General features: G+C 72.6%; 18 protein-coding genes and 1 riboswitch. Of the genes, 12 read left to right on the top strand and 6 right to left on the bottom strand.

Annotated elements, in window-relative coordinates; translation table 11 throughout:
- Positions 1-8 precede the first annotated feature (8 nt).
- Genes ACFYYW_RS12005 through ACFYYW_RS11995 form a run of 3 tightly spaced genes read left to right on the top strand, consistent with a single transcriptional unit; the run spans position 9 to position 3,588 of the window.
- Positions 9-818, top strand: a complete 810-nt coding sequence (locus tag ACFYYW_RS12005) for a c-type cytochrome (protein WP_352326595.1) — start codon at positions 9-11, stop codon at positions 816-818.
- A complete protein-coding gene (locus ACFYYW_RS12000) occupies positions 815-1,933 on the top strand; it encodes a Rieske 2Fe-2S domain-containing protein (protein WP_352326594.1) in 1,119 nt (372 codons plus the stop codon). The genes ACFYYW_RS12005 and ACFYYW_RS12000 overlap by 4 nt, the downstream gene beginning before the upstream one ends.
- Complete coding sequence (locus ACFYYW_RS11995) at positions 1,930-3,588, top strand: ubiquinol-cytochrome c reductase cytochrome b subunit (RefSeq protein WP_352326593.1); 1,659 nt, start codon at positions 1,930-1,932, stop codon at positions 3,586-3,588. The genes ACFYYW_RS12000 and ACFYYW_RS11995 overlap by 4 nt, the downstream gene beginning before the upstream one ends.
- 292 nt (positions 3,589-3,880) lie before the next feature.
- Here the strand turns inward: ACFYYW_RS11995 and ACFYYW_RS11990 are convergent, their stop codons facing one another.
- The gene (locus ACFYYW_RS11990; protein WP_125630767.1) at positions 3,881-4,168 is read right to left on the bottom strand and encodes an Lrp/AsnC family transcriptional regulator; all 288 of its coding nucleotides are present in this window, start codon (positions 4,166-4,168) and stop codon (positions 3,881-3,883) included.
- A 17-nt stretch (positions 4,169-4,185) separates the two neighbouring features.
- A complete protein-coding gene (locus ACFYYW_RS11985; RefSeq protein ID WP_387647638.1) occupies positions 4,186-5,910 on the bottom strand; it encodes a DEDD exonuclease domain-containing protein in 1,725 nt (574 codons plus the stop codon).
- Positions 5,911-6,057: 147 nt separating this feature from the next.
- On the opposite strand from ACFYYW_RS11985, the gene ACFYYW_RS11980 reads away from it, so the two are divergent.
- From ACFYYW_RS11980 to ACFYYW_RS11970, 3 genes are all read left to right on the top strand, one after another.
- Positions 6,058-7,560 carry a serine/threonine-protein kinase gene (locus ACFYYW_RS11980; protein ID WP_387647635.1) on the top strand — a complete coding sequence of 501 codons (1,503 nt, stop codon included), beginning with the start codon at positions 6,058-6,060 and terminating at the stop codon, positions 7,558-7,560.
- Positions 7,550-8,989, top strand: coding sequence for a serine/threonine-protein kinase (locus ACFYYW_RS11975; protein WP_387647632.1), 1,440 nt, complete (start codon positions 7,550-7,552; stop codon positions 8,987-8,989). Before ACFYYW_RS11980 ends, ACFYYW_RS11975 begins: the two co-directional genes overlap by 11 nt.
- 312 nt (positions 8,990-9,301) lie before the next feature.
- Entirely contained in the window at positions 9,302-10,753 is a 1,452-nt protein-coding gene (locus ACFYYW_RS11970; RefSeq protein ID WP_387647631.1) for a hypothetical protein, read from the top strand.
- A 200-nt stretch (positions 10,754-10,953) separates the two neighbouring features.
- On the opposite strand, the gene ACFYYW_RS11965 is transcribed toward ACFYYW_RS11970, so the two are convergent.
- From ACFYYW_RS11965 to ACFYYW_RS11955, 3 genes are read right to left on the bottom strand one after another with little or no spacing between them, the layout of a single operon-like run.
- Complete coding sequence (locus tag ACFYYW_RS11965; protein ID WP_387647629.1) at positions 10,954-12,507, bottom strand: PH domain-containing protein; 1,554 nt, start codon at positions 12,505-12,507, stop codon at positions 10,954-10,956.
- Positions 12,504-12,995, bottom strand: a complete 492-nt coding sequence (locus tag ACFYYW_RS11960) for a PH domain-containing protein (RefSeq protein ID WP_352330118.1) — start codon at positions 12,993-12,995, stop codon at positions 12,504-12,506. Before ACFYYW_RS11960 ends, ACFYYW_RS11965 begins: the two co-directional genes overlap by 4 nt.
- The gene (locus ACFYYW_RS11955; protein WP_387647626.1) at positions 12,992-13,231 is read right to left on the bottom strand and encodes a hypothetical protein; all 240 of its coding nucleotides are present in this window, start codon (positions 13,229-13,231) and stop codon (positions 12,992-12,994) included. The genes ACFYYW_RS11960 and ACFYYW_RS11955 overlap by 4 nt, the downstream gene beginning before the upstream one ends.
- A gap of 111 nt (positions 13,232-13,342) precedes the next feature.
- Here ACFYYW_RS11955 and ACFYYW_RS11950 point away from each other — a divergent pair, with 111 nt between their 5' ends.
- Complete coding sequence (locus tag ACFYYW_RS11950) at positions 13,343-14,566, top strand: histidine kinase (RefSeq protein ID WP_364411815.1); 1,224 nt, start codon at positions 13,343-13,345, stop codon at positions 14,564-14,566.
- Positions 14,567-14,580: 14 nt separating this feature from the next.
- On the top strand, positions 14,581-15,237 hold the full coding sequence (locus ACFYYW_RS11945; RefSeq protein WP_352322936.1) for a response regulator transcription factor: 657 nt from the start codon (positions 14,581-14,583) through the stop codon (positions 15,235-15,237).
- Here ACFYYW_RS11945 and ACFYYW_RS11940 read toward each other — a convergent pair.
- Complete coding sequence (locus ACFYYW_RS11940; protein ID WP_387647622.1) at positions 15,227-16,306, bottom strand: phosphotransferase family protein; 1,080 nt, start codon at positions 16,304-16,306, stop codon at positions 15,227-15,229. The genes ACFYYW_RS11945 and ACFYYW_RS11940 overlap by 11 nt on opposite strands.
- A 144-nt stretch (positions 16,307-16,450) precedes the next feature.
- On the opposite strand from ACFYYW_RS11940, the gene ACFYYW_RS11935 reads away from it, so the two are divergent.
- The 4 genes from ACFYYW_RS11935 (at position 16,451) to ACFYYW_RS11920 (ending at position 20,921) form a co-directional block, all read left to right on the top strand.
- Positions 16,451-17,773 (top strand): NYN domain-containing protein, encoded by a 1,323-nt coding sequence (locus tag ACFYYW_RS11935; protein ID WP_352322934.1) that lies wholly within the window; start codon positions 16,451-16,453, stop codon positions 17,771-17,773.
- Between the two features lie 132 nt (positions 17,774-17,905).
- Positions 17,906-18,832 carry an NlpC/P60 family protein gene (locus ACFYYW_RS11930; RefSeq protein WP_352322933.1) on the top strand — a complete coding sequence of 309 codons (927 nt, stop codon included), beginning with the start codon at positions 17,906-17,908 and terminating at the stop codon, positions 18,830-18,832.
- Positions 18,833-19,165: 333 nt separating this feature from the next.
- Positions 19,166-19,329: riboswitch (cyclic di-AMP (ydaO/yuaA leader) on the top strand.
- 130 nt (positions 19,330-19,459) lie between these two features.
- Positions 19,460-19,942, top strand: coding sequence for a C40 family peptidase (locus ACFYYW_RS11925; protein WP_387647618.1), 483 nt, complete (start codon positions 19,460-19,462; stop codon positions 19,940-19,942).
- 151 nt (positions 19,943-20,093) lie between these two features.
- Positions 20,094-20,921, top strand: a complete 828-nt coding sequence (locus ACFYYW_RS11920) for a hypothetical protein (RefSeq protein WP_387647616.1) — start codon at positions 20,094-20,096, stop codon at positions 20,919-20,921.
- The last annotated feature ends 11 nt before the right edge of the window (positions 20,922-20,932 follow it).

Below are 20,932 nucleotides of genomic sequence, written 5' to 3'. Positions count from 1 at the left end.
GGATCTCTGTGACTAGGATCACCGCTTGGCGGCGGCATCCCCTCGCGAGATACGCCGTCCTGATTTTGGCGTTGGCGCTGGTCGGGATGGTATACGCCGCCTTTGTCCAGGCGGGTAAGCCTGCCGACGCGGCGCTGGCGGCAGGCAAGGTCGACGACGTGGCCGAGGGCAAGAGCCTGTTCGTGGCCCACTGCTCGAGCTGCCACGGCATGAACGCGGAGGGCACCAACACCGCCCCCACGCTCGTCGGCGTCGGCGCCGCGGCGGTCGACTTCCAGATGAGCACCGGCCGCATGCCCGCCGGCAACCCCGGCCCGCAGGCGCCGCGCAAGCCCCTGGCCCACTGGGTCAACGAGGACACGACCCGTCAGGTCGCCGCCTACGTGCAGTCGCTCGGCGGCGGTCCGCAGGTCCCCGGCAAGGAGCAGGTCGACCCGAAGCTCGGTGACGCCGGCAAGGGCGGCGAGCTGTTCCGGGCCAACTGCATCCAGTGCCACAACTGGGCGGGCGCCGGCGGTGCCCTGACGCAGGGCAAGTACGCGCCCAACCTCAACGAGTCCTCACCGACGCAGATCTACGAGGCGATGGTCACCGGCCCGCAGGCGATGCCGGTCTTCAACGACTCGACGATCACGCCTGAGGAGAAGCGCAGCATGATCGCGTACATCACCCAGGTCCGTGAGCAGAAGGACCCCGGAGGGTTCGGCCTCGGGCGCATCGGCCCGGTCACCGAAGGTCTCGTAGCGTTCGTGGTAGGCATCGCCGCCCTAGCCCTCGCCGCCATCTGGATCACCGCGAAGAAGCGACAGAAGTCATGACAGACAACGAGCACGAGATCGAGCAGCCGGACGAACGCGTGCCCAAGCGCGTCATCGGCACTCCCGCGCCGGGCACGTCGATGCTGGGCGCCGCGGAGAAGGAAGCGGACGCCGCCGACCGCGACGTCCCCGGCGTGACGCTGCAGGACGAGAGCAAGGCCCGCAAGGCCGAGAAGATCGTGGCGCTCTGCTTCGCGATCACCTTCCTGGCCGGCATCGCCTTCCTCATCTCCTACGTGGTGTTCCAGGTCGGCAGCCCCGAGGCGACGGGGGTCTCCAACCTCGCCCTCGGCGGCACGCTGACCCTGGCCGTCCTCGGCCTCGCGGTCGGCATCGTGGTCTGGGTCCGCCAGATCATGCCGAAGTACGCGCTGGTCCAGGAGCGCCACACGATGGCCTCCGACGAGGACGACCGCGAGGTCGTCTCCGAGACCTTCCTGCAGGGCGCCAACGAGAGCGGCTTCGTCAAGCGCAAGCTGATGCGCCGCACGCTGCTGCTGGCCGCCGCGCCGCTCGGCCTGGTGCCGCTGGTGCTGCTGCGCGACCTCGACAACTCCAAGATGCCCGGCGCGAAGTTCAACAAGCTGCTGCGCCACACGGTCTGGGGTGAGAAGACCAAGGAGGGCAAGCCGCTGCGCCTGGTCGTCGAGGGCACCGGCCAGCCGATCCGCGCGGCCGACTTCAACTCGCCCGGCGGCATCCTGTCGGTGGTGCCCGAGGGTTACGAGCACGACCTCAACGCGCTCGCCAAGGCCACGCTGATCCTGATCAAGTTCCGTCCGGAGGAGCTCAAGAGCGGCGTCAAGCAGAACTGGACGCACGACGGCATCGTCGCCTACTCCAAGATCTGCACGCACGTCGGCTGCCCGGCGGCGCTCTACGAGCAGACCACCCACCACATCCTGTGCCCGTGCCACCAGTCGACCTTCGACGCGGCCGACGGCGCCAAGGTCATCTTCGGCCCGGCCGCCCGGCCGCTGCCGCAGCTGCCCATCACCGTCGACAGCGAGGGCTATCTGATCGCCCAGGGTGACTTCAACGTGCCCGTCGGCCCCAGCTACTGGGAGCGCGGCGACGCCGAGGCCGAGGCCAGGGAGAAGGGAGGCCAGGCATGAGCGACCTGAACGCCGTACCGAAGGCCATCGCCGGGCCGTCGACCTTCCTGGACGACCGTCTGGGCGGGGCGAACTTCCTCAAGCGCAACCTGCGCAAGATCTTCCCTGACCACTGGTCGTTCCTGCTGGGTGAGATCGCGCTCTACTCGTTCATCATCCTGCTGCTCACCGGCACGTTCCTGACGCTGTGGTTCAAGCCGAGCATGGGCGAGATCGCCTACGACGGCTCGTACGCGCCGCTCAAGGGCGTCATGATGTCGGAGGCCTACGCGTCGTCGCTGGAGATCAGCTTCGACGTCCGGGGTGGTCTGCTGATGAGGCAGATGCACCACTGGGCGGCCCTCCTCTTCGTGGCCGGCATGACGGTGCACATGCTGCGGGTGTTCTTCACCGGCGCCTACCGCAAGCCGCGCGAGCTCAACTGGATCATCGGCGTGCTGCTGCTGACCCTGGCGCTGGCCGAGGGCCTGACCGGCTACTCCCTCCCCGACGACCTGCTCTCCGGCGCCGGTCTGCGGATCACCGAGGGTGTGGCGATCTCGCTGCCGCTGGTGGGCACGTACGTCACGTTCTTCCTGTTCGGCGGGGAGTATCCGGGCGAGGACGTCATCTCCCGGTTCTACTCGCTGCACATCCTGCTCATCCCGGGCATCCTGCTGGCGTTGGTCTCGGCTCACATGGTGCTCATGTGGGTGCAGAAGCACACGCAGATGCCGGGCAAGGGGCGCAACAACCAGAACGTGGTGGGCGCGCCGTTCTACCCGGCCTTCATGGCCAAGGCGGGCGCCTACTTCCTGTTCACGCTCGCCGTGGTGTCGGGGCTGGCGACGTTCGCCCAGATCAACCCGATCTGGCTGTTCGGGCCGTACACGCCGGCGGACATCTCCGCCGGTTCGCAGCCCGACTGGTACATGGGCTTCCTCGAAGGCTCGCTGCGGCTCATGCCGCCGTGGGAGTGGAACCTGTTCGGCACGGCCCACGCGGGTACGTTGCCGATGAGCGTGATCATCCCGGCGCTGGTGCCGATGGGCATCATCATGACCGGTCTCGCGCTCTACCCGTTCATCGAACGGTGGGTCACCGGGGACAACCGTGAGCACCACGTCGCCGACCGCCCGCGCAACAACCCCCACCGCACCTCGATCGGCATCGCGGCGATGACGTTCTACGGTGTGCTGTGGCTGCTCGGCGCCAACGACGAGATCTCGGCGAACTTCCACGTCAGCCTCAACTGGACGACGTACATCGGCCGGGTGCTGGTCTTCGTCGCGCCGGCGCTGGCCTACCTGATCACCTACCGCATGTGCCTCGGCCTGCAGCGCAGCGACGCCGCGGTCATCGGGCACGGTGTGGAGTCGGGTGTCATCAAGCGCCTGCCGCACGGTGAGTTCATCGAGGTGCACACGCCGGCGTCCGACGACCTCGAGGCCCACATGCGGGGCAAGGAGGCGGTGCCGGCCCTGCCCGTGGAGGAGGACGCCGCCGGCATCCCGCCCAAGGGCATGCGCGGCCCGCTCGGCAAGCTCCGCGGCCGGATGTCCAAGGCGTACGGCGGGGAGAAGATCCCGCTCGACGACGGGCACCACGGCGAGCACGGGGAGCACGGCGAGCACGCCGCGATCGGTTCCGGCGACGACCGGAGCCTCACCCACTAGGGTTTCGCCTGATCGAGATCGGCCCGGACGGGGTTCCCCGTCCGGGCCGATCCGCGTTCCGGGCCCGCCAGCCTGCGGTTGGCCTGTCGAGGACGGTCCGTCGGGACGGTTCGGGCCCGGAAACACGTCAGGCCCGGCCGGAGAACGGCCGGGCCCAAAATCGCACGCGAAAAGCGAACGCAGAGCCGGACCCGGGCGAACGCAGGAGCGGCGCGGGTGCGGGCGCAGGGCTTACGCGGGGACTTGCCAGGGGCTTACGCGGGGACTTGCGTGGGGGCCGCGGGGGAGGGGGTCAGTCGGATTCGGGGAAGCCGATCGAGAAGGCCGCGTCGAGGTCGTGCCTGGAGTAGGTGCGGAAGGCGATGTGCGTCTCGGTGTGCTCGACGCCGTCGACCTTGTTGACCCGCCCGGGGATGACCTCGGCCACCTCCTCGTAGCGGGCGACCCGGACCATGGCGAGCAGATCCCATTCGCCGGTGATGGAGTAGACCTCGCTGACCCCGTCGATCTCGGCGATCGTCTGGGCGACCTCCGGGATCCGGTCTACCTCGGCCTTGATGTGGACGATTGCCGTGACCATGTATTAACTGTATCCGGTCATCGCAAAGGACGTCCCTCTCGGTCGCGTCGCTGATCAAGCCCGCGGTAGGCCAGGTCGATGCGGGCCTTGTGGCGGGCGGCGCCCCGGGCGGGCATCGACCACACGCCGTCGACCTCGACCAGCCGCACGCCCGGCGACTCCAGCCAGCGCAGGATGCACTCGGTCTCCTCGGCGCTGGCCGCGTGGACCGGGCCGGGGCCCGGGATGACGGCCTCGGCCATGGCCTTGAGCGAGGCGACGAACGGCGTGGGGTGGGCGCCCTTGGGCATCACGCCTGCCGCGGCCAGCCGGCCGTAGCGGACGACGTGGATGTCCCAGCCGCCGTCGAAGGCCGGGCTGGCGGCCACGAGCTCGGGGATGCGGGTGATGGCGCTCAGGCGCTGCATGCGGGCCGCCGCCCGGACGAACGCGGCCAGCCGGTCGCGGTCGACGGACGCCTCCTCGTAGCGCTGCTCGACCGACAGGCGTTCCATGCGGGCCGAGACGGCGGTGTAGACGAGCGAGGCGTCGGAAGTCATGGCCCGGCGGGCGCTCTCGACGTGCGCGGCGTACTCCTCCGGGCTCTCCTTGCCCGCGCAGGGCGCGCCGCAGCGGCCCATCTCGTGCAGGACGCAGGCCGCGCGGCGGGTGCGCAGGCTGATCGGCTGGGTGCACTGGCGCAGCGGCACGGCCTCGTGCAGGGCGATGCGGGCCTCGTCGGCCAGGCGGGAGCTGCTGAACGGGCCGAGGTAGGTGGCGTCGTCGTCCTTCAGCTCGCGCACGATCGACAGGCGGGGGAAGGGACCGGTGGTGAGCTTGAGCCAGACCACCTTCTCCGGGAAGCGGGAGCGGCGGTTGTAGCGCGGCTTGGCGCCGCCGATCAGCCGCAGCTCCCTGACCTCGGCCTCCAGCCCGGTGGCGCAGACGACGTGGCGCACGCGCTCGGCGATGCCGATCATCTCGCGGATGCGCGGACGGGTCTCGGCGGCCGTGAAGTAGGAGCGCACGCGGTTGCGCAGGTTGGTGCTCTTGCCGATGTAGAGCACCTCGCCGCGGTCGTCCTCGAAGAAGTAGACGCCCGGGGCGTGCGGGACGGACTCGGCCAGGTGGCGCTTGCGCTGCTGCTCCGGCGTGGGCGCGCGGACGAACGACTTCAGCTCCTCCAGCGTGTGGACCTGGAAGGAGCCGGCCCGCTCGATCAGCCCGTGGAGCACGTGGACGGTGGCCCTGGCGTCCTGCAGGGCGCGGTGGCACGGATCGGTGGGGCTGCGGAAGAACCGGGCGAGCGTGGACAGCTTGGCGTTGGGCGTCTCGTCGCGGGTCAGCACCCGCCGGGCCAGGTCGACGGTGTCGACGACCGGGTTGGCGGGCGGGGGATAGCCGTGGGCGGCGCAGGCGGCCTTGACGAAGCGGGTGTCGAAGCCCGCGTTGTGGGCCACCAGCGTGGCGCCCCTGATGAACTCGAGGAAGCTCGGCAGCACCGCCTCGATGCGCGGGGCGGCCACCACCATGGCGTCGGTGATGCCGGTCAGCACCGAGATGAACGGCGGGATCGGCCCCCCGGGGTCGACCAGGGTGGAGAACTCGCCCAGCACCTCACCCGCCCGCACCTTGACCGCGCCGATCTCGGTGATCGAGTCTTCGGCCGGCGAGCCGCCGGTGGTCTCCAGGTCGAACACGACGAACGTGACGTCGCTCAGTGGGGTGCCGAGCTCGTCGAGGGTGCCTTGAACCGCGTCCACGTTCCAAGACCATAGAGAGGGGGACCGACAGTTACTCCGCCGGACCACGCCGGAGCGCGCGGAAGGGAGCCCGGGACGGCATAGGGGGATGAACGGGAAACGTGCTCGAATAACCATCCTTCTTGATCCTTAGTTACCCTTCCCTCTATGTCCGCGGGAAGACTTGCCGGCCGCTACGCCCTGCTGCGCCCACTCGGCGCCGGCGGCATGGGGAAGGTATGGCTGGCCAAGGACGAGATGCTCGACCGCGAGGTGGCGGTCAAGGAGCTCACCCTGCCCGAGGGCATGCCGGCCAAGGATCGCGCCGACGCGGTCACCAGGGCCGTGCGCGAGGCGCAGGTCACCGCCCGGCTGCGCCATCCCGGCATCGTGGCGCTGCACGACGTCATCGTCGAGCACGAGCGGCCGTGGCTGGTCATGGAGCTGCTGCGGGGCCGTACGCTGGCCGACACCGTGCGCGAGTTCGGCCCCATGCCCCCCGAGTACGCCGCCCGCGTCGGCGCCGACGTGCTGGAGGCGTTGCAGGCCGCCCACGCCCAGGGGCTGCAGCACCGCGACGTCAAGCCGGGCAACGTGTTCCTGACCGACAACGGCAGGGTGGTGCTGACCGACTTCGGCATCGCCCGGCAGGAGGGGCAGGCCGCGCTCACCGAGCAGGGGCTCATGATCGGCTCGCCCGGGTTCATCGCGCCCGAGCGGCTGGAGGGCGAGCCCGGCGGCCCGTCCAGCGACCTGTGGTCGCTCGGCGCGACCCTGTTCGTCGCCGTGACCGGCGCGAACGCCTACCAGGGCTCGATCGCCGAGCGGGTCAGGGCGACCGTGACGCAGCCGGTGCCGCTCGCGCCGGGGCCGCTCGGGCCGCTGCTGGCCGCCATGATGGCGCGCCATCCCGACGCCCGTCCCGATCCGCGCCACGTCGTGCACGCGCTCAGGCAGGTGGCCGCGGGCGGCCCGCCGCCGGTCCTGGCGGCCGGCGAGCAGGCCACCGCGCCCCGCCGGGTGCGGCGGCGCGGGCGGCCGCTGCTGCTGTGGGGGGCGGTCGGGGCCGTGCTCGTGGTCGCCGCCGGAGCCACCGGCTTCGTCGTGCTGCGCGAGGACGACGGGCCGCCGGCCGCGTTCACCGTGCCGATGGACGTGTGCACCCTGCTCACCCCGCAGGACGTCGGCGGCCTGCTGCGCACCCAGAGCCCGCCCAAGGCCCAGCCGGACAGCGACGAGGTGGGCCCCGAATGCGGCTGGCCGGTCGCCGGCACCGGCATCGGGCTGCAGGTGCAGAAGGACTCCGACACCGTCGATCCCTGGTCGATGACCGCCGCCACGGCCCGCACCCTGTTCCAGAACCAGAAGCGCTACTGGGCCAAGTACGACCAGATCGACTGGACCTGGCCAGAGATCGGCGTCAAGTCCGACATGCGCTCCACGCGCACCCCCGTGCACGACCTGGCGGGCCTCGGCGAGGAGGCGTTCGGGTTCGAGCTGAAGGGCAGGACCGGGCGCGTCCACTCGGCCCACGTCTACTACCGGATCGCCAACCTGGTGGTGGCCGTCGAGTACGCCACCCTGGCCGACAAGCCGACCGACGAGGACGTCCGGCAGGCGGCGATCAAGGCGGCCCGGGCGAGCGAGCAGGCGTTGCGCCGTGCGAAGTGACCACTACCTGCTGGCCGGCCGCTACCGGCTGGTCGAGCGGCTCGGGCAGGGCGGCGCGGGCACGGTGTGGCGGGCGCTGGACGAGACGCTCGACCGCGAGGTCGCCGTCAAGCAGGTGCGGGTGCCGCCGGGGCTGAGCCCCCACCAGCGGGCCGAGTTCGCCGGCCGCGCCATCCACGAGGCCAGGTCGGCCGGACGCCTGCGCGACCCGGCCATCGTGCTCGTCCACGATGTGGTGCTCGACGGCGACCAGCCGTGGATCATCATGGACCTGGTCACCGGCCGGTCCCTGGACAAGGTGATCAGGGAGAACGGGCCGCTGCCGCCCCCGTACGCGGCGCGCATCGGGCTGCAGGTGCTGTCGGCGCTGGAGGTCGCGCACTCCCACGGCATCCTCCACCACGACGTCAAGCCGGCCAACATCCTGCTCGACGCCGACGGCTCGGCCATGCTGACCGACTTCGGCATCGCCGTCCCCATGGGCGGTCAGGGCGACGGCGGCAGCGGCGGCTCGCCCGGCTACATGGCGCCCGAGCGGCTCAACGAGCAGGCGCCGGGCCCGGCGTCCGACCTGTGGTCGCTGGGCGCGAGCCTGTACACCGCCGTGGAGGGGCGGGCGCCGTTCGAGCGGCAGCTTCCCGCGGCGGTCGCGGCGGCGGTGCTGCTGCACGACCCGCCCTTCCCCGCGCGGGCGGGCCGGGAGTTCGGCGGGCTGCTCATGGCGATGCTGGCCAAGGACCCCGCCGCCCGTCCCACGGCGGCCCAGGTCCGCCAGGTGCTCAGCGGCGCGCCGGTGCGCTCCGGCCCGGTCCCCGGGCGTCGCCGGCGGTGGTTGCTGCCGGTGGCCGTCGCGTCCGGCGTCGCGGTGCTCGGCGCCGGCTGGTACGCCGTGGACGCCCTGGCCGGTCAGCCGGAGACCGGCCGGTACGCCGCCGCCCCCGACCCCTGCCGCCTGCTGACCGACGCCCAGGCCGCCGATCTGGTGAAGGGCGCCGTCCGGCGCAGCGCCACGCGGGACGGCGAGTGCCAGTGGGTCGCGGGGCTGGAGGAGCGGCGGGGCCGGCGGATCACCGTACGGACCTGGATCGAGAAGCCCGACGGCGACCTCGGCGGGCCGCAGGTGGCCGCGCGCCGGTTCGCCAGCGAGAAGGGCACCAGGAACGCGGCGCAGGGCACCCGGGCGCGGATGGCCGCCGGCGAGGTCGTGGACGTCGCGGGGGTGGGGGAGGCGGCGTTCGTGCAGAACCGGTTCGAGCTGTTGATGTCCTCCAGCACGGTCGGCCGGTCCGACAGCGTCGTGCTCTTCCGGTCCAGCAACCTGCTCGGCGAGGTGGTCTGGCACCGGGACGAGGTGTCGGTCAAGACGCCGGTCGACAAGGAGACGGCCCTGCGGATCGCCCGGCTGGTCTCCGGGGCGCTGCCGGGATGACCGTCATGCGTGCAAGGGGCGTTTCGCCATGTCTCACCGCAAGTCACGGCAATCTCAGGAGTCGCAGTGAACCCCGGTAGCGAGTACGAGCCGCCGACCACCCCTCATCCGGTGCCGGGCAGGCGGTTCGAGCCGCAGGGAAGGCCGCCGACGCCGCCCCCCGGCCCGCCCCTCGCGCCGCAACCGGGCCCGCCGCCTCGCCCGCACCCAGGCCCACAGCCCGGTCTACAGCCCCGTCCGCAGCCCGGCCCGCAGTGGGGGCCGCCGTCGGAGCCGCAGTGGGGGCCGCCGTCGTTGCCGCCCACGGGGCCGATGGGCGGACCGCCGGGGCCGCCCGCCGGTCGGCCCGGACGCCGCCCGGCGTGGTTGTTGCCCACCCTCGCCGCGGCCCTCGTGGTGGCCGTGGCCGGCGGCGGCGTGGGGGCCTACCTGCTGCTGTCCGGCAAGGGCGGCGCCGGGACGGCCGCCGGGCCGTCGTCGTCGGCGGCGCGGTCCGTGGCGCCGGCCGCCGCCGCGCCCGGCCCGGACGCCTGCTCGATGCTGCCCGCGGACGAGGTCGAACGGCTGGCGCCCGGCGCGACGGTGACCAAGTCCTCCAGGGACTCCGACTACACCGTCGCCTTCACCTGCAACTGGCAGAACCAGCGCATCTCGTTCGGCGAGTTCTGGCGCAGCAGGGAGATCGACGTCAGGATCGAGCAGCACAAGGGCGACGGCGCCAAGACCGGCCGCTCGATGGCCCAGAACTCCTACGAGATGGAGTACCGCGGCGCCAACTACGGCGCCACCGCCAAGCCCTCGCTCGACCCCGACGAGAAGGAGTACGTCTCGCCGGTCAAGGACGTCCCCGGCGTCGGCGAGGGGGCGTTCGCCCAGTACACCTGGCGGCGCGACGGCAAGCTGCTGTGGTACTCCTTCGGCCAGGCCCACGCCCGGGTCGGGGACATGACGATCCGGGTCAAGTTCCAGGCCGGGCAGCAGCGCAAGGACGCGCAGATCCTGTCCAACGAGAGCACCAGGTCCATCACCGAGGAGAACGCGATCCGCGAGGTCGGCGGCCTGATCGCGTACTTCGCCAAGGGCGTGGCCGCCTGGCAGGCGCAACATCCCGGCGTGCTGGCCAAGCCCGACCAGGCCACGGCCACCCAGAGCCCGGCCGCCCGCCCGACGCCCTCGCCCACGGAGCTGGCCGCCTTCCCGCCCGCCTGCCAGGCCGTCACGGAGGCCGCCACCCGTCTGGTGCCGAAGCCCGCCACCAGGGCGCGCGCCACCGAGTCGGGCAACGACGACGAGACCGAGTGCCGCTGGCTCAACCTCGACCTGCCGGGCACGGCCGGGAACGTCAGGATCCGCAGCGTGCTGATCACCACCCACCGCTTCACCAACCGGGCGGGCGCGATCGACCCGGGCGCCGCCAAGGCGTACTACGCCGGCGAGTACGGCGGCGACAAGAACACCGCCGGATCGGCCATCGGCGGCATCACGTGGGGCGAGCTGGGTGACATCGAGGGGCTCGGCGAGCAGGCCTACGGTCAGTACGTGCAGACCAGGCAGGGCGAGGTGTCGGCCGCCAGCGGCACGGTGATCGCGCGTACCGGCGCGCTGGTGGTCAGGGTCGACTACTCCGGCGCCGAGCGGCCGAAGGGCGAGCCGGCGAACTCGCCCAAGGCCCGGCTCATGCCGCGCAAGGAGGCCCAGGACGGCGCGCTCGCCCTGGCCAGGGCGTACCTGGCCGAGCTGGCCAGGCAGCCGTCGGGAAGCTGAGCCCCGCGGGTCCTCCGCGGGCGGCAGGCGACGCCGGTCCCGGCATCGTGCAGAGCTCATTCGCTCGGTGGGCGATTGACGCCAACGGTTAACAAGGCTGCAACTCCGTTGCAAGCGCGACAAATAGCGTAGTGACCAGCAAGCCGCCGGGCCGCGCGATCACGCTTGTCCGCTACAGGGGCATGGGCAACCGTGGTGGATCACGCGGCCGGCCGCCCGCCGCCCTGTCCGCCGCCCTGTCCGCCGCGCCGTCCGCCGGTCAGGAACGGCTCCAGCAGCCCCGGCACCGCTCGTGCCGCCAGGTCGAGCCCGTCGCCGCGGCCCACGTCCAGCACCTCGTAGTGGCCGCCGCCCGCCGCCGTGCAGGCCGAGACGGTCAGCAGGCCCGCGCGCCGCTGGAAGAACGATTGCCGGAACGTCCAGCCGGTGATGCCGGCCCGGTCCAGCGCCACCGTCCGGCGGACGAGCGCGCCGCGGCGCATGACCAGGTGCCGCGGGCCCAGCGCGTGCCCGAGAGCCCGCCGGCTCTCAGCGGCCAGCCACAACCCCGCCGGGAGCGCCAGGACGGGCGCCGCCCACACCCACGCGCGCGGCCACGACGCGGGCAGCAGCCACCAGGCGAGTCCAGCGCCCGCCGCCAGCACGACCGTGACCACCAGCGCCCGCACGACCCGCCGCCGCCCGGCCGCCGCCGGATGCCCGCTCAACGACACGCCCCCCGCCCCGTCGCCCAGGCCGGCTCCGGCGCCCGCGCTCGTGTCGGCGATCGCGGCGGCGACGCGGGCGGCTTCGGCTCGGGGGAGCGGCGGGGTGAGGGCGGCCACGTCCTCGGTCTCGTCGTCCGACTTGGCCAGGCCGGTGGCGACGGCCTTGACCCGGGCGCCGCCGCCCAGCCGCAGCAGCAGCGGCTCGCTGATCTCGACGCCGCGCAGCCGCCGTTCCTCCAGGGTCAGCGAACGGGTGGTCAGCAGCCCGCGGCGCAGCCTGAGCCGGCCGGGCTCGCGTTCCAGGCGATAGCGCCCCCAGGACTCGGCGTACAGCAGGAACGCGCCGAGCGCGCCGACGGCCGCGTTGAGCGCCAGCACCAGCGGGACCGCGAGCCACGGCTGCGCGCTCACCCAGCCCGACAGGCCGCTCGCCGCCCGGTCGGTGAAGTCCTTGAGCCCGACGGCGCCGAGCCCCTTGTAGGCCGCGCCCAGGACCACCGCCGCCCCGGTGAACGTCCAGACCGACAGGGGCGCGTACCGGATCCACGACCAGCGCAGCTCGGCGAGGGGGCCGTCCTCGGGCGCGGGCGCGTCCTGGCGCAGCAGCGTGCGGCGCAGCATCTCGGCCGAGTGCCGGTCGAGGGCGTCCAGCACCAGCTCCGAGCCCTCGGCCGCGCGTTCGCCCGTGCCGACCTTGACCACGGTCAGGCCGAACGCCCGGCGCACCGGGTCGGCGCGCAGGTCCACGCTGCGCACGCGGTCCAGCGGGACCGCGCGGTGCTGCCGGACGGTCACGCCCGAACGCAGTTCGAGCCGGTCGGCGGTGAGCCGCCAGGCGGTCGTGCGCAGCCGGGCCTCCTCGTAGGCCACCGCCCCCGCCACGATCAGCACGGCGGCCCCCGCGCACGCGGCGACCACGCCGCCCGTCTCCCAGTCCTGGCCCACCAGGAAGCGCGCCAGCGCGGCCACGGCCCCGGCCGCGAACGCCAGCGACCTGGCGGCCGCGTTCCACCGCCCCCGGCCCGACAGCCGCTGCCAGCCGGTCACGTCGCGTCCCCGGGCGTGGCCTGGGTGCGCGCGGTGAGCCGTTCGGCCAGGTCCGCGGCGAGCCGGTGGTCCAGCGCCGTGATCTTGACGGCCCCCGCGGACGAGGCGGTGGTCACGGTGACGTCGGCCAGCCCGAACAGCCGCTGCACCGGCCCCCGCTCGGTGTCGACCCGCTGGATCCGCGACATCGGCGCCACCTTCCACGTGTGCGTCAGCCACCCCTGACGGACGTAGACCGCCTCCTCGGTGACCTCCCACCGCTGCACCCGGTAGGCCGCCCGCGGCTCGGCCAGCGCCACCAGCAGGCAGGCCGCCGCGAACGCACCCGCCGCCACCCCGAGCCCCGGCGTACGCGGCGTGAACACCAGGTACGCGCCCACGGCCGCCACCGCCACGGGGACCATCAGGACGAGCCACTGCACCGTCCACCACGCCACCGCCCGGCGGTCGGGCCGGTGCCGCGGCGGACGCAGCGCCGTCCCGCTCATCGGCCCTCCTCCGCCCCGCCGGCCCTCCGCCCGGCCGCGTCCGCCACCGCGAGCAGCGCGAAGCCGAGCACGCCGATCACGACGGCCGCGAAGACCTCGTAACCGTCGAGGAAGGACAGCACGTTGACCACGAGCAGGCCGTGCGCCCACCCCCACCAGCCGAACAGCGTGTTGAGCAGCCCGCCGGCCCCTTGCAGGACCAGCAGCCAGCCGAACACCTCCACCACCGCTTTCATGCCCTCCACACTCGCCGCCGCGGCGGCCCGCCCGCCTCGGCCATCGGTCTGCGGCGACACCGACTTTGGTCGCTGTCGCCGGCTCCCGCGCAGGGCATAACCTCGACAAATGTGAGGGAACTGCGGGGGGAGGGCGATCCGGCCCTGGAATACCGGTGGGCGTTGCCGTCCACGCTGCTCGGCGACGGGCGCGGCGGCCGGGTGCGGCGCTCGACCCTCGACTGGGTCTCCGACATCGCGCTGTTCCTGCTGGCCTGCGGCGTGACGTTCATCAGCCTGGAGGAGATCAGGCACGAGCCGGAGCCGCTGCTGGCCGTCGAGCAGATCGTGGGGGCGCTGGCGTGCGCGGGGGTGTGGCTGCGGCGCCGCTGGCCGGTGGGCTTCGCGCTGGTGACGATCCTGCTGTCGTCCTATCTGGAGCTGGTCGGCGGGGCCTCGCTGGTGGCGCTGTTCACCGTGGCGGTGCACCGGCCGTTCAAGGTGTCGGGGCCGGTCACGCTGCTGGCGCTGGTCACCCTGGCCCCGTACGTGCTGCTGCGGCCCCAGCCGGACCTGACGCCGCTGTGGGGCGCGGCGTTCGGGGTGACGATCGTGCTGACCGTCTACGCCTGGGGCATCGTCATCCGGGCCAGGCGGCAGCTCGTCTGGTCGCTCAGGCAACGGGCCGAGACCGCCGCCGAGGACGCCAAGCGGCTCGAACGCGAGCGCATCGCCCGCGAGATGCACGACGTGCTGGCCCACCGCATCTCGATGCTCAGCCTGCACGCCGGGGCGCTGGAGTTCCGTCCTGACGCGCCCGCCGAGGACGTCGCCAGGGCCGCCGGGGCGATCAGGAGCAACGCCCATCTGGCGCTCCAGGACCTGCGCGAGGTGATCGGCGTGCTCCGCCACACCCCGCCCGGGGCTGCCGACCCGGTGCCCGACCGGCCGCAGCCGACCCTCGCCGACCTGCCCGCGCTGGTCGAGGAGTGCCGCCAGGCCGGCATGGACGTACGCCTCGACCTGGGCGCCGCCGACGGCGTCCCGGCCGGGGTGGGCCGCAACGTCTACCGCATCGTGCAGGAGGCGCTCACCAACGCGCGCAAGCACGCGGGCGGCGCGCCGGTGGCCGTCGCCGTGGCGGGCGAGCCGGGCGACGGCGTCTCGGCCGAGGTGCGCAACCCGGTGTGGTCGCGGCACGGGCCGCGCATGCCGGGGGCGGGCGCCGGGCTCATCGGGCTGACCGAACGCGCCGAGCTGGCCGGCGGCCGGCTGGAGCACGGCGTGACCGGCGGCGAGTTCCGGGTGCGCGCCTGGCTGCCGTGGCCGCCGGAGAAGGACGAGGACGGACGTTGACCGACGGAGGGCCGATGGACGCGCCGATCAGGGTGCTGATCGTGGACGACGACGCGATGGTGCGGGCCGGGCTGTCGATGATCCTCGGCGGGGCCGCGGACATCGAGATCGTGGGCGAGGCGGCCGACGGGGCCGAGGTGCCGTCGCGGGTGGCCGAGCACCGGCCGCACATCGTCCTGATGGACATCCGCATGCCGGGCGTCGACGGGCTCACCGCGACCGAGGCGCTGCGCCGCACCGCCGCGCCGCCCGAGGTCGTGGTGCTGACCACGTTCCACGCCGACGCCCAGGTGGTGCGGGCGCTGCGCGCGGGGGCGGCCGGGTTCCTGCTGAAGGACATCCCGCCCGGCGACCTGGTCGACGCCGTCAGGCGGGTGGCCGCGGGGGAGCCGATCCTGTCGCCCGCGGTGACCCGGCAGCTCATCTCGCACGTGTCCGACGGCGGCGGGCGCGACCGCACCGAGCGGGCGCGGGGGCTGCTCGGCCGGCTGAGCGAGCGGGAGCGCGAGGTCGCGCTGGCCGTGGGGCAGGGCAGGTCGAACGCCGAGATCGGGCGGGAGCTGTTCATGAGCGTGCCCACGGTCAAGGCGCACGTCTCGCGCATCCTGACCAAGCTCGACCTGAACAACCGGGTGCAGATCGCGCTGCTGGTCTACGACGCTAGCGGGTGAGCAGCTCCTCGATGGCGGCCCGGTGGAGCACCAGGTCGTCGGGGTCGTCCGGCATGGGCTGCTCGCCGAAGTGGATCCTGCGCTGCCACACCCGGGCCATGATGATGCCGTGGCGGAGGGCGGCGTACATCTCGTAGAAGTCGAGGTCGCGGGGCTCGTAGCCAGTTATTTCGCGATATTTCTGGCATACGTCGTCGCGGCGCATGAAGTCCGGCATGCCGGGCAGACCCATCGCCACCGCGAGGTCCTGGAAGAAGCGGTGCAGGAAGATCATCCAGGAGACGTCCAGCTCGCGCGGGCCCACGGCGGCCATCTCCCAGTCCAGCACCGCCACCGGCGTGAAGTCGCGGTACATCACGTTGCCGATCCTGGCGTCGCCCCAGGTCAGGACGTCGGGGCCGGGGTCGTCCGGCCAGTGTGAGCCGAGCCAGTCGAAGGCCCGCTCCAGCACGGGGATCGGCCGTGCGCCGTGCGCCCACCGGTAGTAGGCGCGCTGGGCCTCGACGTGCGCGCGCAGGCCGTCCGTGCCACCGGGGGCGAGCGGGCCGAGCACCGCGACGTCCTGTCCCGTGTACGGCGTCTCGTGCAGCGCCGCCATCAGCCCGACGCTCGCGTCCTGCAGCCGCCGCCGGTCGCCGGGGGAGGCGTCGTGCAGCCAGCCCCCGAACGTGTACGGCATGACGTCCGGCGGCACGTCGCCCTCGGCCCGCTCCATGACGAAGAACGGCGTCCCGAGCGGCGCGGGGTCGGGCTCGAACCAGAGCGGCCTGGGCGCTGGGATCCCAGCTTTCTCCCTGGCCAGCCGCATGACCTCGAACTGGGCCCGCAGATCGTAGGAGGGGAACACCGGGACGGCTTCCGCCGCAGGTGCGAGCCTGGCCACGCACCGCCGGGTCCCGGCGGCCCAGGTGGCGGTGAAGAACAGCGTCTCGCTCGACATGCCGTTGCCGGAGGGCCGCGACAGCTCCGACACCGTGGCGTCCCCGCCGACCCGGCCGCGCAGCCAGCGGGACGCCCGCTCGCGCAGTTCCTCCAGGTCACGCGTGGACGTGCGCATCTGTTCCGTCACCGCTCACCTCCGCGCCGGACCGCTGCCCCGGCTCAGTCGTATACCCCCTACCAAGCGCTTGTCTAGGTTCAAGGGACCGTTACGGTCAGGTACGCAAGAGCCGTACCCTTGTCTGAAAGGGCATGTCACGAAGGGACAAGTGGGATGAGTTCAGCGGGTGAAGGCCTGTCTCGCCCGCTTCCCGAGCAGGTGCGCCTCAACGTCGTCGACCTGGCCGCGCAGGTCCTCGGCACGATGCCCGCCGTCTCCGTGCCGCCGCCGCTGCGCGGCATCGCCAAGTTCGACCCGCGCAAGCGCGCCAAGCTGGGCAGCGCGCCGATCGCCGCGCAGCTGGAGAACGACAAGAAGTTCCGCGAACTGGTCGCCGAGTCCGTCGCCGCCGGGTGGCCCGAGCTGGTCGCCGCGCTGGCCGAGGGCAGTGTGCCGCCCGCCGCCGACCCCGTGCTGGTGGCTGCCGCAGCCTATCTCACCAGACCGCCCGGCTGGGCGGAGATGATCGAAACCGCCCGCGCCGACCTGGAGCAGTCCGCCGTGGCGGCCGAGGGGTCCGAGCGCGAGGAGGCCGTGACGCGGCTGCGCGAGCAGCTCGCCGCCCAGAAGAGCGCCGCCAAGGAGGAGGCCGACCGGCTGCGCGAGCAGATCAAGGCGGCCCGCGCCGAGAACTCCGACCTGCGGCGCAAGCTCCACGACGCCCGCGAGCGGGCCAAGGCCGCCACCCGCAGGGCCGAGGAGATGGAACAGGCCGCCGACGACGCCCGGCACGCCGCCTCCACCGCCGGCAACGCGGGCGAGGCCGAGCTGCGCCGCCTGCGCGAGCGCCTGGCCGACGTGGAGAGGCAGCTCGAAGCCTCCCGCCGGGCCGCCCGCGAGGGCCGCAGCATCGAGGACGCCCGCATCAGGGTGCTGCTCGACGCCCTGCAGGACGCCTCGGCCGGGCTGCGCAGGGAGCTGGCGCTGCCCACCACGATCAGCAGGCCCGCCGACTCGGTCGCGGCCAGCACCGGCGAGCGTCCCGGGGTGCGCGGCGTGCCCGCGCGGGCCCTGGCCGACGACGACCCCCAGCTCCTCGACCAGCTCCTGGCACTGCCGCAGGTGCACCTGATCATCGACGGCTACAACGTCACGAAGACCGGCTACGGCACGCTCACCCTCGCCGACCAGCGCAACCGGCTGATGACCGGCCTCGGCGGGCTGGTCGCCCAGACCCGCGTCGAGGTGACGGTGGTCTTCGACGGCGCCGAGCTCAACGCGCCGGTGCAGGTGGTGGCGCCGCGCGGGGTGCGGGTGCTCTTCAGCGCGCCGGGGGAGATCGCCGACGACCTCATCCGCCAGCTCGTCCGGGCCGAGCCGCCCGGCCGGGCCATCGCCGTCGTCTCCTCCGACCGCGAGGTGGCCGAGTCCGTACGCCGGATGGGCGCCAGACCGGTTCCGTCCGGTCTGCTGCTGCGCCGGTTGGGCCGCGCATAAGTTACGAATTAGCACTATTGGCGAGACGCCACCCGCCACTTCTGTACTATTTCGCCCCAGGTGTAATCCCTGGGAGGCGACGCTGTGAGGTTTGGCCGGGTGGCGGTGGCCGCGGGTCTCGCGATCGGACTGATGACGGTCCCGATGGGTGCGGCGCTCGCTGATCCCAAGCCCACTCTCAAACAGGCCAAGGCCAAGCTGGACAAGCTCAACGACAAGGCCGACAAGGTCGTCGACCGGTACAACACGGCGACCGAGAACTACAAGAAGGCCAAGGACGCCTACACCAGGCTGAACGACCGCTACAAGCAGAAGCTGCAGACGGTCGCCGACCTCCGCGCCGAGATCATCAAGGTGGCGGTGGACTCGTACAAGCTGGGCGGGGACGTCACCTCCCTGCCTGGCATGGTCGGCGTCAACGACCCCGAGAATCTGCTGGCCGGGCTGGCCATGGCCGGGCAGCTCTCGCGCGAGCGGCTGGAGAAGCTGGCCGCGTTCGACCGGGAGAACAAGGGGCTCAAGGCCGAGCGCGACAACGCCGAGACCGCGCTGGCCGACGCCGACAAGGAGCGGGACGCCGTCCAGAAGGAGCGGGCCGAGGTGCTGAAGCTGGTCGGCCAGCAGAAGAAGCTCCTGGACAAGCTGGGGGCCTACAACCCGGGCAACCCCAACAGCACCGGCATCAAGTACACCGGTCCCGCCTCGGGCAGCGCGGCCGCCGTGCTCAACTTCGCCTTCGCCCAGGTCGGCAAGCCGTACATCTTCGGCGGCACGGGCCCGCGCGGCTACGACTGCTCAGGGCTGACCCAGGCCGCCTGGCGCGCCGCCGGCGTCTCGCTGCCGCGTACGACCTGGCAGCAGTGGGCCTGGGGCGCGAGCCGCAAGGTGGACCTCAAGGACCTCCAGCCGGGGGACCTGATCTTCAGCGAGGGGCTCGGGCACGTCAGCATCTACGCGGGCGGCGGCAAGATCGTCCACGCGCCGCAGACGGGTGACGTCGTCAAGGTCGTCCGCCTCGCCGACTACGGCCGCCCTCTCGTCGGAGCCATCCGCCCCTGACTCGGCCCCGCCCGAACCGGTGTGCGTGACCCCTGAGGCGAATGGGACAAATGGGGCGAAAGCGCCCTGACAATCAGGTGTGCCGGGAAGTGTGAGAAGGGTCACAAATCTGTAACGGAACCCTCGGTTCCAGCAGCGGTTTCACCCTTGACTCCTGTCCTTATCTGATCTTTACAGGCCGTGTCTCCCTTTGCCAAATCTTGACCCCTCGGCGTAGTTTCTGGCGTCGCGGTCAGCAAGCCATGCGCACCGCGGATCGACATCGGAACCCCGATGCGGACCAGAGAGAAATCCAGCGGTCGCCGCCGATATCCCCGTTCAGGCACAACATCGGGTGGCGACCTGCCGAGTCCGTGCAGCCAGGAGGCACGGAGCCGGGGACCCAAAGATCCCGTCATCCCCCGGGATCAGGGGTGAATCGGCGCGTCATCGCGCCGTAGGGCGACTTCCAGGCCCGAATCCGTCAGCTAACCCGGTAGGCGTTCGTGGAAGACACAAGGAGAAATCCTGTCTACCTCCCTGCATAACCCCCGTCTGTCCCGTCTCGCCCTGAGGGGCGTCGCACTCACGATGACCGTGACGGCCGGAGGTGCGGTTCTCCATGCCGTACCGGCCGGGGCGCAGACGGTGAGCGAATCGGCCGTCAGGCTCACCGCGGTGTCCAGCACCGCCAAGGCGGCCACTGCGAAGTCGGCCAAGTCGGCGAAGACCGTCAGGTCCGCGAAGTCGGCGAAGGCCGCGCGGCAGGCGTCGAAGGCCCGCAGGGCCGTCGCCGTCGCCAAGCATCAGGTCGGCGACCCGTACCGGTACGGGGCCACGGGCCCTGGTGCGTTCGACTGCTCCGGACTCGTCCAGTACGCCTGGAAGAAGGCCGGAGTACGACTCCCGCGCGTGACGAACAGCCAGTTCGCCCGCATCAAGCGGAAGGTCTCCTGGCGCAATCTCAAGCCGGGCGACCTGATGTTCTTCAACGGGCTGGGCCACGTCGGCATGTACGTCGGCCACGGCAAGATGGTCCATTCGCCGCGGACCGGCGAACGGGTGCGCATCGACAAACTGGGCGGATGGCGGAAGTCGTCGTTCGTCGGCGCGGTGCGTCCCGGCGCGTGACAACGGGCCCCGCCCGGACCCTCCCCGGTCCGGGCCGGGGCCTGTCGCATGCCCGGGCCCGTGAAGGGCTGGTCTCGTAAAGGGCTCGTCTCGTGAAGGGGCTGGTCTCGTGAAGGGGCCGGGAGGGGTGTGGGCCTACTAGCATCGGGCCGTGTCCTCGCAGGTGCGTCCGTCCCTCCGTGGTCCGCGCCTGCTCCTTTCGGTCCTGCTGGCGGCGGCTCTCGTGGTCGCCGACGCGCCGCCCGCCGCCGTCCTGCCCGCCGGGGCGCGCGGGTTGTGGAGCGACGGCGGTCAGGTGGCCCGCGGCGCACGGTCCGTGGTCGTGGGGCATCGCGCCGACCCCGGCGTGCTCGCCGATCTGGCCCGCCGCGCGGACCTCGCCGGAGCGCGGGTGTCCGCGGTGCTCGGCCGGCCGGTACGCGCGCTGGTCGTCGTGCCGGACTCCGACGCGGAGGCGGCCGGGCTGGCGGGCACGGGCCCGCTGGACGGGCTGGCCGCGGTGGCCGACGGCGCCAGGGTGATCGTCGTGCCGGGCTCCTTCGCCCGGCTCACCCCCACGGGACGCGACGTCGTCCTCACCCATGAGCTCACCCACGTCGCCGCGGGCACCGACCGGCTGCCCGTCTGGCTCTACGAGGGGTTCGCCGACTACGTGGCCTACCGCGACGCCGGGCTCCCCGTCGGGACGGCCGCCGCCGAACTGGCCGCCGACGTACGGGCCGGCCGACTGCCGAGCGAGTTGCCCGGACCTGCGGCTTTCGCCCCCACGGCGGCCGACCCCGGACGGCTCGCGCGGGCGTACCAGGAGGCCTGGATGGCGTGTCGCTTCCTCGCAGACCGGTTCGGTGACGGGACCCTGGTACGGCTCTACCGTGATGCCCGCGTGGCCGGCGTCGATCAGGCGCTCGCCTCCGTGGGGCTCACCGCCGAGACACTGGCGGCACGGTGGCGCGAGTACGTACGAGAGCAGCTCGCGTGAAGGGGAGGCAG

It is taken from the genome of Nonomuraea sp. NPDC001831 (genome assembly GCF_042892035.1).
Classification (GTDB): Bacteria; Actinomycetota; Actinomycetes; order Streptosporangiales; family Streptosporangiaceae; genus Nonomuraea.
Note: the sequence above shows the minus strand (reverse complement) of the source record. Positions and strands in the feature narration are given on the sequence as shown.